Below are 15,486 nucleotides of genomic sequence, written 5' to 3' on the forward strand. Positions count from 1 at the left end.
CATAGCGCCTCCATCTCAGACGGCGTTTAGTTCGAACGGCGACGTGCTAACGCCACCCCAGCTCCGGTTAACGCACCGACAATTCCCCACATAATCATCAGGAAAGCACGACGCGGGCTGTCGCGTTTCACCGGCTCTTCCGGTGTACGCAGATATCGATAGGTCTGAAAACGCGGATCCAGCGTCGGGCCGACGTTGAGGGTATTCAACATCGCCCGATTTTGATCATAGTCCAGATCGTATTGCGGCCCTACCGCCTGCAGGTTTTCCAGACGTGCCTGCAGCATCGGGCGACCAAGCATAAAGAGTTCGGAATCCGGCAGCTCATCCGTCGGAATATCGGTCACATTGCGCGAGATATTGTTTTGCTCAGCGATTTTAAGCGCCTGCTCAACGTTGTGGACACGTCGGTTATAGATAGCTTTGGCGACCTCTTCCTGACGTTTCACCTGCGCTTTCATCTGAATAGTACGTGCCGCCCATGCGCCTTTCAGTTCATCGTTCAGATGGCTGGCGGCGCGCTGGCTGGCGAAAGCAATATATTGACGCAGCAGATTGTTCGCGTCCGGCGCGGTTTCGGCGATCAGTTTGACGTTGTCATTCTGGTTACGCACGACATCACCTGGCGTGTACTGGATATTATTGATGAGGTCGTCGAGCATCGCGGCATCCGCTTTGCTGTTGCCAACACGACGCTGCTTGTAATAGTCGGTTTGCGACCAGAAATCGCGACGCGTATCCCATGCCGCAAGCTGCATGATGAACTCTTTATACGCTTCATCCATGACAGAAACCTGATCGGCGGGCGCAAGGTTCGCCTTTACGTCCAGGTTGCGCAAAAATTGCTGCTGGGAGTAGTAACCGCCAAGCATATTGACGGTTGGTCGGTCGGTAACAGCGGTCGCCCCCCACTCCTGGGGAGCGAAAAAGGTCCACACCAGCGCCAGCAACGAGAAGAGCAGCGCTACGCCAGCAATCCAAAATTTTCCTGCCCACAAAGTACGAAACAAACCCCGAATATCCAGTTCATTTTCCGTAACCGCTGAAGGTGTTTCCGACGCTTGTTGAATCATCGCTTTCCCGATTTTACTTGGTTAGTGTTGATTTTTGACCTCTGCTACGGCGCATTCTGCGTTTTACCCGTTTGATAAAACGCGCCACTTTCCATGCACGCTTAATACAGTAGCCATACAGAAAGAATGCTAGCAAGAATAATGCCAACATTACCCACTCTGGAACCAGACGAAGATATTCCGTCACCACGCCGATGGTGGCGAGCAGTGCGGCGGCTAAGGTGATCAGCACAAATGCCTGACGAGAAGTAAAACCTGCGCGCATGATCAGATGATGAATATGCTGGCGGTCGGGAGAGAAAGGACTCATCCCTTTTCGCAGGCGACGGTACATAATCGCTACCATATCCATCAGCGGAATGGCGATTATCCACAGCGCCGTCACCGGGCTAATGGGGTGGGTTTTGCCCTGCGTAGTTTCCAGTAAAATCCAAATCACGGTAAAGCCGATGAGCGTACTCCCGGCGTCACCCATAAAGACTTTGTAGCGACGGCCAAGGGCGCCCAGGTTGAGCAGAATATAGGGCAAGATCGCGGCAATCATGGCGAAGCACCACAGCGCGAGGCTTGATTGACCATCGAACCACAGAATGAAGCCAATCGCGGCAAACGACACGCAGGAGAGCCCGCCAAGCAAACCGTCGATACCGTCGACCATATTAAAGGCGTTGATCGCGGCCCACACGGCAAAGAGCGTAAGCAGGTAACCGAACGGGCCGAGAACCATCTCCCATGAGCCGAAGATGTAACCAAGGCTGCTGAGATAGAGTTTACCGACCACCATCATTACGACGGCAACCAGGGCCTGGACAGAAGCCCGGAATTTAACGCTGATATCGAAGCGATCGTCCAGCGCGCCAATTAAAACCAGCGCGCCAGCACAAAGAAGATAGAGAGCGGCGTGAGGAATGTAATAGTTGGTAATTCCAAACGTAAAACAGATCCCCGCATAGACGGAAATGCCACCAACCAGCGGTATCAATCCCTGATGACGTTTACGAAAGTTGGGCTTGTCAACCAGACCTATCCGTTTTGCTACCTTGCGCGCAACAAATAAGAAAAGCATAGTAAACAAAAAAATACTGAATAATTCAGTAAAAGCAGTGAGTAGATTCACAATGCATGCTCTCAGCTAATGTTTATCCTGACAGTATAACGACGATGCTATGCCCCATAAAAGGAGAATGCAGGTCTTTCGCGGGTATTATTGTTTGCTTTTCAACCAGGTAGGATATTCAGCTGATTAATAACCTATCGGGTGCTCCCCAACGTCGGACAATACCTGTCCCAGTGCATATAGCGTATAGCCCACCAATGAAAAACGCCACGTAAAAACGTGGCGCTTCGGGGGTTTATTTGAATTAAGAGCGCTTCATCATGTCGAAGAACTCATCATTCGTCTTCGTCATAGCCAGCTTGTTGATGAGGAACTCCATCGCATCGATCTCACCCATCGGGTGAATGATTTTGCGCAGGATCCACATTTTCTGCAGCTCTTCCTGTGTGGTGAGCAGCTCTTCTTTACGGGTACCGGAGCGGTTGTAATCAATCGCCGGGAAGACGCGTTTTTCTGCGATTTTACGTGAGAGGTGCAGCTCCATGTTACCGGTGCCTTTAAACTCTTCGTAAATCACTTCATCCATCTTCGAACCGGTATCGATCAGCGCCGTCGCGATAATGGTCAGGCTACCGCCCTCTTCCACGTTACGCGCAGCACCGAAGAAACGCTTCGGACGGTGCAGGGCGTTCGCATCCACACCACCGGTCAACACTTTACCGGAAGCCGGAACAACGGTGTTATAAGCACGCGCCAGACGGGTGATGGAGTCGAGAAGGATAATGACATCTTTCTTATGCTCAACCAGACGTTTCGCTTTTTCGATAACCATTTCAGCAACCTGCACATGGCGGGAGGCCGGTTCGTCGAAGGTTGACGCAACCACTTCACCTTTCACCAGGCGCTGCATTTCCGTCACTTCTTCCGGACGTTCATCAATCAGCAGCACCATCAGCACACAGTCAGGATGGTTGTAAGCGATGCTCTGCGCGATATTCTGCAGCAGCATGGTTTTACCCGCTTTCGGCGGTGCCACAATCAGACCACGCTGACCACGACCGATCGGCGAAGCCAGATCGAGAACGCGGGCAGTTAAATCTTCAGTAGAGCCGTTACCACGTTCCATACGCAGACGAGAGTTCGCGTGCAGCGGCGTTAAGTTCTCGAACAGAATCTTATTGCGCGCATTTTCCGGTTTATCGTAGTTCACCTCGTTAACTTTCAGCAGTGCAAAGTAACGTTCACCTTCTTTAGGTGGGCGAATCTTACCTGAAATGGTGTCACCGGTGCGGAGGTTGAAACGGCGGATTTGGCTGGGGGATACGTAGATGTCGTCGGGGCCGGCAAGGTAGGAGCTGTCTGCGGAACGGAGGAAACCAAATCCATCCTGCAGAATCTCCAGCACACCGTCGCCGAAGATATCTTCGCCACTCTTTGCGTGCTGCTTCAGGATGGCAAAAATGATGTCCTGTTTGCGCATACGGGCCAGGTTTTCCAGCCCCATATTTTCGCCGAGAGTGATAAGCTCAGAAACCGGCGTATTCTTTAATTCGGTAAGATTCATAATGGTGTGGGTTCTTAAACTCGGGGTGATACTCGAACTTAATGTTGTGAATGGTATGGCAGGGTCATCCATGCCTGTTAGCGGCCATCAACTCATGTCTAATCGGTGCCTGGTCACAGGAGAGTACGCAGAACTGAAACGATAAGACGGAATGAGCGACAAGCCCGGAATCTGTCTACTTCTCAACGCGGCTGAGATGCTCAGCGGGAAGTATTGGGGTAACGCAAGGTTCAAACAACTATAGATATGTTTAGAACGAAGTCAAAACTAAATTAGCACGGCTGGGGTCGGGCGTCCAGCAATCCTGGCAATTTAGGATAGCTGGCCGCACCGGTGAGAGTCTGGGATTACGCCAGGTTAGCGTCCAGGAACTCTTTCAACTGACCTTTGGACAGTGCGCCCACTTTGGTCGCCGCCACTTCGCCGTTTTTGAACAGCAGCAGGGTCGGGATGCCACGGATACCATACTTCGGCGCGGTGCCTGGGTTCTGGTCGATGTTCAGTTTCGCAATGGTCAACTTGCCTTCGTACTCATTAGCGATCTCATCCAGAATCGGGGCGATCATTTTGCACGGTCCACACCACTCTGCCCAGAAATCAACGAGCACGAGCCCGTCCGCTTTGAGTACATCCGTGTCAAAACTATCGTCAGTCAGGTGAATAATTTTATCGCTCATATATAACTCCACAGGAATAAGCCTGGCATGTTGGTGTAGCATAAAACAGCAACGTGTTGATGCCACAATAGCCAACTAAAGGTTGACTTTATTTCACCGGATACGCTTTCGTAAAGCAATAGTAAGCTGATATTCTACCACACTATGAGCAAAACACATTTAACAGAACAGAAGTTTTCCGACTTCGCCCTGCACCCAAAAGTGATAGAAGCCCTTGAAACTAAAGGCTTTCATAATTGCACGCCTATTCAGGCTCTCGCCCTTCCGCTAACGCTGGCGGGTCGTGATGTTGCAGGTCAGGCGCAAACCGGTACCGGTAAAACGATGGCGTTTTTAACGTCAACGTTTCATTATCTCCTCTCTCACCCTGCAATCGAAGACCGTAAAGTTAACCAGCCGCGCGCGATTATCATGGCGCCGACACGTGAACTCGCGGTGCAAATTCACGCTGATGCAGAGCCGCTGGCGCAGTCGACAGGACTGAAGCTCGGTCTGGCTTACGGCGGTGATGGCTACGACAAACAGCTGAAAGTGCTGGAAAGCGGCGTCGATATTCTTATCGGCACCACCGGTCGTATGATCGATTACACCAAACAGAACCATATTAACCTGGGCGCGATTCAGGTCGTGGTGCTGGACGAAGCCGATCGTATGTACGATCTGGGCTTTATTAAAGATATCCGCTGGCTGTTCCGCCGTATGCCGGCAACCGACCAGCGTCTCAATATGCTCTTCTCCGCTACGCTCTCTTACCGCGTGCGTGAACTGGCATTCGAGCAGATGAACAACGCAGAATATGTTGAAGTGGAACCGGAACAGAAAACCGGCCACCGCATTAAAGAAGAGCTTTTCTATCCGTCCAACGACGAGAAAATGCGTCTGCTGCAGACCCTGATTGAAGAAGAGTGGCCGGATCGCGCCATTGTTTTTGCCAATACCAAACACCGTTGTGAACAGATCTGGGGCAGCCTGGCCGCCGATGGTCATCGCGTTGGCCTGCTGACGGGTGATGTGGCGCAGAAGAAACGCCTGCGTATCCTGGATGAGTTTACCCGTGGCGATCTCGATATCCTGGTAGCGACAGACGTCGCGGCGCGTGGTCTGCATATTCCGGCTGTAACGCACGTCTTTAACTACGATCTGCCGGATGACTGCGAAGATTACGTTCACCGTATCGGCCGTACCGGTCGCGCGGGTGCCAGCGGAAACTCGATCAGCCTTGCGTGCGAAGAGTACGCGCTGAACCTGCCAGCGATTGAGACCTATATTGGTCACTCTATTCCGGTCAGCAAATACAACCCGGATGCGCTGCTCAGCGAACTGCCGCCGCCGAAACGCCTGACGCGTTCTCGCCCGGCCAATGGTCCGCGCCGTAGTGGTGGTGGCGCGCCGCGTAATCGTCGTCGTTCAGGTTAATTACTATGCTCGGTTCCGCCTCGCTCTACGCAGCTATTGATCTCGGTTCCAACAGTTTTCATATGCTGGTTGTGCGCGAGGTGGCTGGCAGTATCCAGACTCTGTCGCGTATTAAACGCAAAGTCCGCCTTGCGGCGGGCCTGAGCCAGGACAATCGCCTCTCTCAGGAGGCGATGGAGCGCGGCTGGCAATGCCTGCGCCTCTTTTCCGAACGCCTGCAGGATATCCCGCAACAGCAGATCCGCGTGGTGGCGACCGCCACGCTGCGTCTGGCCGTCAATGCGCATGAGTTTCTCGACAAAGCGCAGGAGATCCTCGGCTGTCCGGTACAGGTGATCAGCGGCGAGGAAGAAGCCCGCCTGATTTACCAGGGCGTTGCCCATACCACCGGCGGCGCGGATCAGCGCCTGGTGGTCGATATTGGTGGCGCAAGCACGGAACTCGTGACCGGCACCGGGGCGCAAACCACCTCGCTGTTCAGCCTGTCGATGGGCTGCGTTACCTGGCTCGAGCGCTATTTCACCGATCGTCATCTGGCGCAGGAGAATTTCGACACCGCAGAGCAGGCGGCGCGCGAAGTGCTGCGTCCGGTCGCGGATGAGCTTCGTCGCCACGGCTGGAAAGTGTGTGTCGGCGCGTCCGGCACCGTGCAGGCGCTGCAAGAGATTATGATGGCGCAGGGCATGGATGAGCGCATCACCCTTGGCAAACTCCAGCAGCTTAAGCAGCGCGCGATCCAGTGCGGTCGGCTTGAAGAGCTGGAGATCGAAGGGCTGACCCTTGAGCGCGCGCTGGTCTTTCCCAGCGGCCTCGCCATTCTGATCGCCATTTTCACCGAAATGAACATTGAGAGCATGACTCTCGCCGGCGGCGCGCTGCGCGAAGGGCTGGTTTACGGCATGCTTCATCTGGCGGTTGATCAGGATATTCGCAGCCGTACCCTGCGCAACATCCAGCGCCGGTTTATGGTGGATATCGATCAGTCGAGACGCGTCTCGATGCTGGCAGAGCGATTCGCCCAAAGCGTTTCGACAAGCTGGGATTTAGACGCCTACAGCACTGAAATCCTGCATGTCGCCTGCGAACTGCATGAAATCGGCTTAAGCATTGAATTTAAGCAGGCACCGCTTCATGCCGCCTGGCTGGTGCGTAACCTTGATTTGCCGGGCTTTACCCCCGCGCAGAAAAAGCTGCTCGCCACGCTGCTGCTTAACCAGACCAATGCAGTCGATCTCTCCTCTCTGCATCAGCAAAACGCCGTCCCACCACGCGTGGCGGAGCATCTCTGCCGCCTGCTACGCCTGGCGATTATTTTCGCCAGCCGTCGTCGTGATGATTTGCTGCCGGAAATCTCGGTCACCGCGCAGGGTGAACAGCTCACGCTGGCGCTGCCGCCGGGCTGGCTGGCGAGCCATCCGCTGGGCGCAGAGCTGATCGATCAGGAGAGCCAGTGGCAAAGCTACGTTCACTGGGCGCTGGTTATTCGCTAAGCACCTCAATCTATTGCCGCGAACTCCTTTCGCGGCGATAAATCGATTCCTCTACCTCACCTTTTTCGCCAGCGTCACGCTGAACAATCCCCAGCCATCAACCCGCTGAGTCACTTTGGCAAAACCGGCCCGCTTCACCATCTGGTCGATCTCACGCTGGGCGCGCCGACGCAGTAACCAGAACGCTCCTTTTTGGTGGCTGGGCAATACGCGCGCCATCAGCGCCAGTTTTGGGTTCCACAGCTTGGTCGTATAGACCAGATATCCCCCTTTCTTCACCGCGTTGGCGAGGCCATTGAGCGAGGCCAGCACCAGGTTATTATCGCTGAAGAGTTCATAGAAGCCCGATACCACCGCCAGAGTACGGTCGGCAGGCAACGTTGCGAGATCGGCGGGTGAAAAAGCATCGCCCTGCTCGAAGCGCGCGCGCTCATTTAACCCTCGCCGCAGCAGCAGACGGTTCCCCGCCTCCACATTGGCAGCATCAAAATCGCGCAGCAGAAGATGCTCCACCGGCGGCTCTATTTTTTCGATCGCGTCGAGAATATAGCGACCTTGGCCGGCGGCGATATCCAACAGGCGTACCACCTGATCCTGCTGCGCCAGAAGCGACGCCGCCATGGCGATCAGCGCTTCAACATGTTGTTTGCGCTGTCGCGTACAGCGCCAGCCAAGCGTATTGAGGTAGTAGCGATCAACCGCTCTGCCCACAGCGCCTTTACCCGTCGGTTGATTTTGATAGACATACTCCAGCGACGCGCCGGAGTCGAAACCGGTTTCCAGCCCTATTCGAATCCCCGAAGAGCAGTGCCCCAGGACGCGCAGCGCAAAATTTGCCAGCATCCAGTAGCCGCGCCGTAACAGACTTTTTTCCGGCATACGTAACCTCTCATACTCCTCCCATGTTGCGCCCTGCTGCCAGGAATCAAATAGCGAAGGCACCGGGTGATGCTGAGAGAAGTGCAGCCGCAAAAAGGCACGTGTCTGGGCTAGCATAGCCTTGTCCCACAACTGGCCGGGGCAGCCGAAGCCGCTATCCGGCTTCATTAACACCGTTTTTGCGCTGCTACCCAGATTGGCATAAAAGGTCATTAACGTACCCGCAGCGGCCCTGCGGTCGGTTTGCGTCAACACAAGCTGCGTCGGCGTTGGCCAGGCGAATACGCTGCGAAAAATACGCTGGCTGGTATAGCGCAGATCGCGCAGCGTGCTCCACGCCTTTGGCTTTTTAAGCAACGCCAATAAGAGATCGCGTTTTCTCAGCAAAAAGCGCGGCGAGAGGAGCGTAACGGCGCGGATCTCCGGAGCATAATCCACCATCCATGCGGCGATAACTACCGCGCACTCATGGTGCGCCATCAGGGCAATATCCTGCGTGCGCAGCCCGTGCTGCGCGGTTACATGCTCAATAAATTGCTGAAAATAATAGCTTTGTAGCGAGAGCACCGATGAACCATCGGACATCTCTGCGTTGATCGTACCGGGGGTAAAATCGATGGCGAAAAAGGTACACTCCGGCAAGCCGAGTGCGGCAATTTTCTCTTTAAGATCCGCGTTGCGATACAACAGCACGATGGCCGCCGCAGGGCCATTTTGCGAGCGCGCCGGAATGAGCTGGTAAGGTATTTGCTGATTGTCATGGCTGACAAAGTGCTGCATCTGACTGGTCTGCGTCATCATCACTCTTCTGCATGTTATTCGCTGATGCCCAACGGGCGTCAGGCATCAGCGAGAGTAGAACGTTACCCTCAGGCACCTGCGCGGATACGCTGCGCGATCTTCTCTAACAAACGCGGTTCCCACTCGTTGTCCCAGCGTTCGACCAGCGATTTACGGCGAGCGAGGATCTCCGGCTCTCGGGCATTGAACCCTTCAACGATGTATTTCTTCGCCATCTGCTCACGATACTGGTAGGCCACGCTGTTGGTGATCTGCTCAACGGTAAGCGGCTGGTTAAGCATTCTGGCGACATGCAGGGTTGAAAGCAGGACCTGGCTGGCAAGCAGGTCGCGGCTGTGGATATGTTGATCGACTAAGGCGCGGGTCCAGACTTTTTCCTGATAAATGGTTTCGAACGCTTCGATCGAAACGCAGCAGTGCTCCATCTCTTCGGTGTAGTGATAGCCCAGTAAATAGAGCACGCCGAGGTTGCCAGAGAGATTACTCACCAGTTCAAAGCGGCCGTTTTCAAACAGGTTTTCAAAGAAAGAGAGCCCGGTCATGCACACCTGGCTTTCAAATATCGCAATGCTGCGTACCGCCTCTTTAAAAAAGGCACCATCGGCTTTTTTACCGTTGGCCTTATCGCGCTCGATGCCGCCAATAATCGGCTCAGCCATCTCTTTATAAGCGCCATACAGGAAATCATAAACGCGGGGATGGAACGTCTCCCGGACCGGCGGAGCGATGCCTTTGGTAATAAAGTTATTGAGTTTCCGGTGTGCCGCTGCATGCCTCTTTTCTTGCGTCACAAACAGGGCGAAGCGCTCATCCTTCTGCGGCGACTCCGGAATAAACTTATCGTAGTAATCGCCAATGCGCTCACCGTAGAATTCGAAAAACTCCAGCACATAGGAGGTACCAAGGCCAATAAGTGAAGAGACGGGATCGGGGTTCCACTGAAAATTAAAATTCTCATTCAACTCCATCACGCCATACACTTCCTGCGGTACCGCTCTTAATTTAAGATCCATACTTTATTCCTCTTCATTTGAACGTCCTGATCAAATGGACAAGCCGCCGTCGATAACAAAGGTCTGTCCGGTAATATGTTTCCCGCCTCTACCGAGCAGAAAAGCAACCATGAGCGCCACATCTTCGGGCTGCCCCAGCTTCCTCAACGGGGTCATTTTGACAAGCTGTGAAACGGCTTTTTCCGGGAGCGCCGAAAGCATGTCGGTTTTCACCGGACCGGGTGCGATGCAGTTCACGCGAATATTAAAATTCCCCACTTCCCGGGCCAGCGTTTTGGTAAAGCCATACTGCGCGGATTTTGATGCTGAATAGTTCGCCTGACCGACGTTGCCGCGTAAGCCAGCCACAGAGTTAATATTGATAATGCAGCCGTCCCTCTGCATTAACATCTCATTAAGCAGACAGTGATTGAGATAAAAGAGCGAGTTGAGGTTGGTATTAATCACATCCAGCCAGTCATCCAGGCTCATGGTAAAGCTGAGCGCATCTTTAGTAATGCCGGCGTTATTAATAATCGCGTAGGGGGTACCATGATTTTTACGTAATGTCTCGCTGAGCGCTTTCACCGATTCAACGCTCGCCACATCACAGGGGTAGCACCAGCAAACCTCGTGATTAACGTTAAGCGAGTGCATAAGCACGGCCGCAAGCGCGCTATTATTTTTGTAGGTGAAAACAACATGATAATCTTGCCGCACCAGCTCTTTGACAATAGCAGCCCCGATGCCACGGCTGCCTGCCGTGACTAAAACCCATTTCTTGTTACCCATTTTGTTAATCCTTTAACTTTCCTGCGAGCGATCGTAAATTCTGGTTAAACAATCGATAGAGGACTGGAAAATAATCTCATTATTCTCCAGCACATGAATAGTAAAGGTGTTGTAAGCAGAATCCTTATCGATATAAATATCTTTATCTTCGACCAGATACTTGAGGTGAGAATAGTTTAATTCGCCGCCGGAAATTAATCGCTGGTGAATAAAAATCTTATTCGCCACATGATAGGTCGTAATATTTTCTAAAGGATGATGTTTAGCTATTTTCTCAGCCTGCTTTTTAAAGTAGTCATCTTTCCGTTGATTAAAACAAATTGAAAAGAGCAACGTATCAAACATGACCCATTGATGGGTGATGTGCGGATAACAGGCTCTCAATTGTGCAAGATGCGTCTGGATAGTTTGCCCGCTGACTGCCACAGGAGAGGCGCATAGGGGGGGATCCGGCGGCTTTTGCGGCATCACCGCCGCGGTAATAGCGATATTCTGCGGATCACCGCCCACTTTAACCGCGACACTTTTCCTCTCCCCGTCACCCTTCACGCTTATCTCAATGTCCGTATCTATCGGCACCGGCTTTTTAATATAGAAATGGAGCATAGAGGTTTGCCCGAGGCTCTCTGCCAGCAGTAACTTCGCATCAAGCAAAGTGAGCATGCCCTGCACGATAATACCTTTCAGGCCATTTTTTATGGCAAAGGCTTTATCGAAGTGAACACGATTGCGATCGCCGGAAAATTGCGCCCATCGCTCGATATCCTGCGCCCCATAGCGTCTTATCATGCGGAGAACCTCTTCAGTACCAGGCAGCTGTTTGCCCCGCCGAAGCCGTAATTCACATTCACGACGTGATCTAATTTCTGACCGAACAGATGGTCATTCGGGACATAGTTGAGATCGCACTTCGGGTCTGGCCGTTGAAGATTTATCGTCGCCGGGATCATCCGATCGGCCATACTTTTCAGGCAGAATATCGTTTCCGCCCCACCAGCCGCGGCAATAAGATGGCCCGTATAAGATTTGGTGCTGGAGACCGGAATAGCCTGCGCCCGCTCGCCAAACACCTCTTTTAACACCAGCGTTTCGTTGTAATCATTCATCGGCGTCGAGGTACCGTGGGCATTGATATAGTCAATATCCTCAACCCCAAGCCCGGCATACGCCATCGCCCGCTGGATAGTGGTCACTCTGCCAATAAGATCGGGCGCAGGCGCGGTGAGATTAACGTAAGCATCGCTATGATTCGCATAGCCCACCACTTCACCGTAGATAGTCGCATTACGCGCCAGCGCATCTTCCAGCCGCTCAAGACAGACGGTTGCAGCGCCCTCGGAGAGGATAAACCCGCTTCGGTCGAGGCTAAAAGGACAGCAGGCCTTAACAACATCCTGCTGCTCTTTCGACAAGGCACCAAGAATATCGACAGACCAGACGGTGAAAGGCTGCATCAGGCTTTCGCCGCCGCCGGCAATCATCATGCGCGCTTTTCCGCTGCGGATAATTTCATAGGCATCGCCGATCGCGATATTGCCCGTGGCACAAGCGGCAACCGGGCTATTTTGATAGCCCCTGAGCTTCCAGTTGACGGTGATAAGTGAGGTGCCGATGCTCGGCATCGAGTGAAAACAGCTGTGCGCCGATGCGGTTAGCGAATGGGGATCGGAATAGGCGTAATAGTTGATGGTTGAGCAATCAAAACCCGCCCAGCCGGTACCAAAGATGACGCCGCAGTCGCATGGATCGTAGTGGGAAAAAATATCCTGCTCGTTACCGAAGGCCATAGTGATGGTTTCATCCGCGGCAATCAGGCCAAACTCAGCAAAACGCGGGGCATTTTTAAGGACTTTTCTGGAGAAACGAGAGAGATTAAGGGGAGAGGTTACCCGGCCGAAAAATTTAGCACTGACGCCTTTTCCCGGGTCGTCCCATATTTCATAGCCTGATTTTTTATCGCGTATCGCTTGCCATATTTGCTCGCTATTCTCACCTAATGAGCAAATGGCACCGTAGCCGGTAATAACAACGCGTTGTTCGTGATGTGCGGCAGCATCCATTTTATTCCCCCTGAAAAACGTTCTTTTGCAAATAGCGGATTAAATCGCCGTAGGTTTCGGGCTGCGACTGGGCTAATGCATTCAAATCGATATCAATGCCGAGCACTGTTTTCGCTTCAACTTTAATTGTCACAAAATCAAGGCTAACCAGTTCCAGCGCTTCTAGGGGGGTATCGTGATTAAGCTCTGCGATATCATAATCCGTTAGCTTATCAATTAACGACCGAAGAAAATGATCGAGGTTTTCGCTCATATTCATATCCTTATAAACATGTTTAGACAATAAATATAAATAACTGATATACAGCAGAGGTGTGACATAAATTAAACTACAAGCGCCATTTGATAATGTCAAAGATTATACGAGATATATCTCTACATTTAATAAGAGTGAGAAGAGGGTCACGATTAATAACGAAGAAAATGAAGCATGCAATAAATATGCTTCAATAGAAAATAAATTTCCGAATAATATTTAAAGAAATAAAAACAGAAGCTTCCTGATGATTATTCGGGAAGCTTCCGCTTATTTTATTGGCCTTTCGCTTTAGCCAGCATGGCACGAATATTAGCGACGTTCGCCTGGCCTTTATGCATCCGCTCTTCAGCGCTGATAACTTTACGCTCCTGCTCCCAAATAAGATCGTCCTGCGGCAGCTCCAGCAAGAAGCGGCTCGGCTCCGGGCGCACCAGCTCGCCATACTGGCGACGCTCTTTGCACAGGGTAAAGATCAGCTCTTTTTGTGCGCGGGTAATGCCTACATAAGCCAGACGTCGCTCTTCGTCGACGTTATCCTCATCAATACTGCTCTGGTGCGGTAACAGCCCCTCCTCCATGCCGACTAAAAAGACATAGGGGAATTCGAGGCCTTTCGAAGCGTGAAGGGTCATTAACTGCACCTGATCTGCTTCATCATCGCTTTCGCCGCGCTCCATCATATCGCGCAGGGTAAAGCGCGTGACCACTTCGGCAAGCGTCATTGCTTCATCCAGCTCATTGCCTTCGAGCATCTCCGTCATCCAGCCAAACAGCGTATTGACGTTTTTCATCCGCATCTCAGCGGCTTTCGGGCTGGGCGAGGTTTCAAATAGCCAGGATTCGTAATCAATGCCGTGGATTAAATCGCGCACTGCGGCGATCGGTTCGCGCTCCGCTAGCCGCTGGATTTCGCCTAACCATTGGGTAAAGCGCGTTAACGCTTCATAACCACGCCCGGTGAGCGTCTGGTTGAGGCCGACATCAAAGCTGGCGGCAAACAGGCTCTTATTGCGCACCATCGCCCACTCGCCCAATTTTTGCAGCGTGGCGGAACCAATTTCGCGCTTCGGCGTATTAACAATGCGCAGAAAAGCGCTGTCATCGTCGCTGTTAGTGAGTACGCGCAGGTAAGCGAGCAGATCCTTAATTTCCGGGCGTGAGAAGAACGAAGTGCCGCCGGAAATTTTGTAAGGAATACGGTTCTGCATCAGGAATTTTTCAAACACGCGCGACTGATGGTTGCCGCGATAAAGGATTGCATAATCCTTATATTGCGTTTTATTGATGAAGTGATGGGCGATCAGCTCGCCAGTGACGCGCTCCGCCTCATGCTCTTCATGGTTGGCGCTGAGGACTTTCAACTCGGTGCCGTAGCCCAGTTCCGAAAAGAGCCGCTTTTCAAAAACGTGCGGGTTATTGGCAATCAGGATGTTGGCCGCTTTCAGAATGCGCCCGGAAGAGCGGTAGTTCTGCTCCAGCTTCACCACCTGCAGCGCAGGAAAATCCTGGCTTAACAGAACGAGGTTTTGCGGACGGGCGCCACGCCAGGAGTAGATCGACTGATCGTCATCCCCTACCACCGTAAAGCGCGCGCGCTGGCCCACCAGCAGTTTTACCAGCTCATACTGGCTGGTGTTGGTATCCTGATACTCATCCACCAGCAGATAGCGGATTTTGTTCTGCCAGCGCTCGCGCACCTCTTCATTGCGCTGTAATAGCAGCGTCGGCAGCAAAATCAGATCGTCAAAGTCGAGGACGTTACACGCCTTCATATGCGCGTCGTAGAGACCATAGCAGTGCGCGAAAATGCGATCCCGTTCGCCCGCCGCCTGCGCAGCAGCCTGCTGCGGCGTCAGCAGATCGTTTTTCCAGTTGGAGATCGTTGAGATCAGCTGTTGCAGCACGACCTTATCGTCATCGATCACCCCTTCGGTAAGATCCTTGAGCAGCGCCACCTGATCGGTATCGTCAAACAGCGAGAAGTTAGCTTTCATGCCCAGCGCAGCATATTCACGCTTGATGATGGTCAGCCCCAGCGTATGGAAGGTGGAGATCATCAAGCCGCGCGCCTCTTTGCGCCCCAATGTCTGCGCCACGCGCTCTTTCATTTCGCGCGCCGCTTTATTGGTAAAGGTGACGGCGGCAATATGTTTCGCCTGATAGCCACAGCCGCGGATCAGGTGGGCGATCTTATTGGTGATCACGCGTGTTTTACCGGATCCCGCGCCTGCAAGCACCAGGCAAGGTCCGGTGACAAATTCGACGGCTTGTTGTTGTCCGGGGTTTAAACGCATAAAGAAACATCACTCAATGAAAGTCAGGGAAAATACACCGATTCGGCAAGGCGACGACGGGCCAACAAAGAGGCAGGCTGAAGGCCGAAGTGTATAAAGGCGTGGTAGTATAGCCAGCCTCAATAACCTCAC

General features: G+C 52.7%; 14 protein-coding genes. 2 read left to right on the plus strand and 12 right to left on the minus strand.

Annotated features, from left to right (window positions below):
- Positions 1-26 precede the first annotated feature (26 nt).
- From wzzE to trxA, 5 genes are all read right to left on the minus strand, one after another.
- Positions 27-1,073, minus strand: coding sequence for an ECA polysaccharide chain length modulation protein (gene wzzE, locus ABIC80_RS22855; RefSeq protein WP_054803680.1), 1,047 nt, complete (start codon positions 1,071-1,073; stop codon positions 27-29).
- Positions 1,074-1,086: 13 nt separating this feature from the next.
- Positions 1,087-2,190 carry a UDP-N-acetylglucosamine--undecaprenyl-phosphate N-acetylglucosaminephosphotransferase gene (gene wecA / locus ABIC80_RS22860; RefSeq protein ID WP_076770431.1) on the minus strand — a complete coding sequence of 368 codons (1,104 nt, stop codon included), beginning with the start codon at positions 2,188-2,190 and terminating at the stop codon, positions 1,087-1,089.
- A 244-nt stretch (positions 2,191-2,434) separates the two neighbouring features.
- Positions 2,435-3,694, minus strand: a complete 1,260-nt coding sequence (gene rho, locus ABIC80_RS22865) for a transcription termination factor Rho (RefSeq protein ID WP_023479599.1) — start codon at positions 3,692-3,694, stop codon at positions 2,435-2,437.
- Positions 3,695-3,781: 87 nt separating this feature from the next.
- Entirely contained in the window at positions 3,782-3,880 is a 99-nt protein-coding gene (locus tag ABIC80_RS22870; RefSeq protein WP_124971653.1) for a rho operon leader peptide, read from the minus strand.
- A gap of 161 nt (positions 3,881-4,041) precedes the next feature.
- On the minus strand, positions 4,042-4,371 hold the full coding sequence (gene trxA, locus ABIC80_RS22875; RefSeq protein ID WP_023479590.1) for a thioredoxin TrxA: 330 nt from the start codon (positions 4,369-4,371) through the stop codon (positions 4,042-4,044).
- A 144-nt stretch (positions 4,372-4,515) separates the two neighbouring features.
- On the opposite strand from trxA, the gene rhlB reads away from it, so the two are divergent.
- Positions 4,516-5,787, plus strand: a complete 1,272-nt coding sequence (gene rhlB, locus ABIC80_RS22880; protein ID WP_023479570.1) for an ATP-dependent RNA helicase RhlB — start codon at positions 4,516-4,518, stop codon at positions 5,785-5,787.
- Between the two features lie 5 nt (positions 5,788-5,792).
- Complete coding sequence (gene gppA, locus ABIC80_RS22885) at positions 5,793-7,277, plus strand: guanosine-5'-triphosphate,3'-diphosphate diphosphatase (RefSeq protein ID WP_076770432.1); 1,485 nt, start codon at positions 5,793-5,795, stop codon at positions 7,275-7,277.
- A gap of 51 nt (positions 7,278-7,328) precedes the next feature.
- Here gppA and ABIC80_RS22890 read toward each other — a convergent pair whose 3' ends face one another.
- The 7 genes from ABIC80_RS22890 to rep form a co-directional block, all read right to left on the minus strand.
- On the minus strand, positions 7,329-8,957 hold the full coding sequence (locus ABIC80_RS22890) for a class I SAM-dependent methyltransferase family protein (RefSeq protein ID WP_429178651.1): 1,629 nt from the start codon (positions 8,955-8,957) through the stop codon (positions 7,329-7,331).
- 68 nt (positions 8,958-9,025) lie between these two features.
- Entirely contained in the window at positions 9,026-9,970 is a 945-nt protein-coding gene (locus ABIC80_RS22895; protein WP_429178653.1) for a hypothetical protein, read from the minus strand.
- Positions 9,971-10,000: 30 nt separating this feature from the next.
- Positions 10,001-10,741: a 3-oxoacyl-ACP reductase FabG gene (gene fabG, locus ABIC80_RS22900; protein WP_042717929.1), complete on the minus strand. Its 741-nt coding sequence runs from the start codon at positions 10,739-10,741 to the stop codon at positions 10,001-10,003.
- Positions 10,742-10,753: 12 nt separating this feature from the next.
- Positions 10,754-11,530, minus strand: coding sequence for a MaoC/PaaZ C-terminal domain-containing protein (locus tag ABIC80_RS22905; RefSeq protein ID WP_429178655.1), 777 nt, complete (start codon positions 11,528-11,530; stop codon positions 10,754-10,756).
- Positions 11,527-12,801 carry a beta-ketoacyl-[acyl-carrier-protein] synthase family protein gene (locus ABIC80_RS22910; protein ID WP_429178657.1) on the minus strand — a complete coding sequence of 425 codons (1,275 nt, stop codon included), beginning with the start codon at positions 12,799-12,801 and terminating at the stop codon, positions 11,527-11,529. Before ABIC80_RS22910 ends, ABIC80_RS22905 begins: the two co-directional genes overlap by 4 nt.
- A 1-nt stretch (position 12,802) precedes the next feature.
- Positions 12,803-13,054, minus strand: coding sequence for a phosphopantetheine-binding protein (locus ABIC80_RS22915; RefSeq protein ID WP_042717923.1), 252 nt, complete (start codon positions 13,052-13,054; stop codon positions 12,803-12,805).
- Between the two features lie 278 nt (positions 13,055-13,332).
- On the minus strand, positions 13,333-15,354 hold the full coding sequence (gene rep, locus ABIC80_RS22920) for a DNA helicase Rep (RefSeq protein ID WP_042717921.1): 2,022 nt from the start codon (positions 15,352-15,354) through the stop codon (positions 13,333-13,335).
- Between the last annotated feature and the right edge of the window lie 132 nt (positions 15,355-15,486).

The organism is Kosakonia sp. 1610 (assembly GCF_050435845.1).
Lineage (GTDB): Bacteria > Pseudomonadota > Gammaproteobacteria > Enterobacterales > Enterobacteriaceae > Kosakonia > Kosakonia cowanii.

Bases quoted from the DNA above. Each gene is read 5' to 3' on its own strand.
- wzzE (WP_054803680.1), bottom strand. From the start codon at position 1,073: ATGATTCAACAAGCGTCGGAAACACCTTCAGCGGTTACGGAAAATGAA.
- rho (WP_023479599.1), bottom strand. From the start codon at position 3,694: ATGAATCTTACCGAATTAAAGAATACGCCGGTTTCTGAGCTTATCACT.
- trxA (WP_023479590.1), bottom strand. From the start codon at position 4,371: ATGAGCGATAAAATTATTCACCTGACTGACGATAGTTTTGACACGGAT.
- rhlB (WP_023479570.1), top strand. From the start codon at position 4,516: ATGAGCAAAACACATTTAACAGAACAGAAGTTTTCCGACTTCGCCCTG.
- gppA (WP_076770432.1), top strand. From the start codon at position 5,793: ATGCTCGGTTCCGCCTCGCTCTACGCAGCTATTGATCTCGGTTCCAAC.
- ABIC80_RS22890 (WP_429178651.1), bottom strand. From the start codon at position 8,957: ATGATGACGCAGACCAGTCAGATGCAGCACTTTGTCAGCCATGACAAT.
- ABIC80_RS22895 (WP_429178653.1), bottom strand. From the start codon at position 9,970: ATGGATCTTAAATTAAGAGCGGTACCGCAGGAAGTGTATGGCGTGATG.
- fabG (WP_042717929.1), bottom strand. From the start codon at position 10,741: ATGGGTAACAAGAAATGGGTTTTAGTCACGGCAGGCAGCCGTGGCATC.
- ABIC80_RS22905 (WP_429178655.1), bottom strand. From the start codon at position 11,530: ATGATAAGACGCTATGGGGCGCAGGATATCGAGCGATGGGCGCAATTT.
- ABIC80_RS22910 (WP_429178657.1), bottom strand. From the start codon at position 12,801: ATGGATGCTGCCGCACATCACGAACAACGCGTTGTTATTACCGGCTAC.
- ABIC80_RS22915 (WP_042717923.1), bottom strand. From the start codon at position 13,054: ATGAGCGAAAACCTCGATCATTTTCTTCGGTCGTTAATTGATAAGCTA.
- rep (WP_042717921.1), bottom strand. From the start codon at position 15,354: ATGCGTTTAAACCCCGGACAACAACAAGCCGTCGAATTTGTCACCGGA.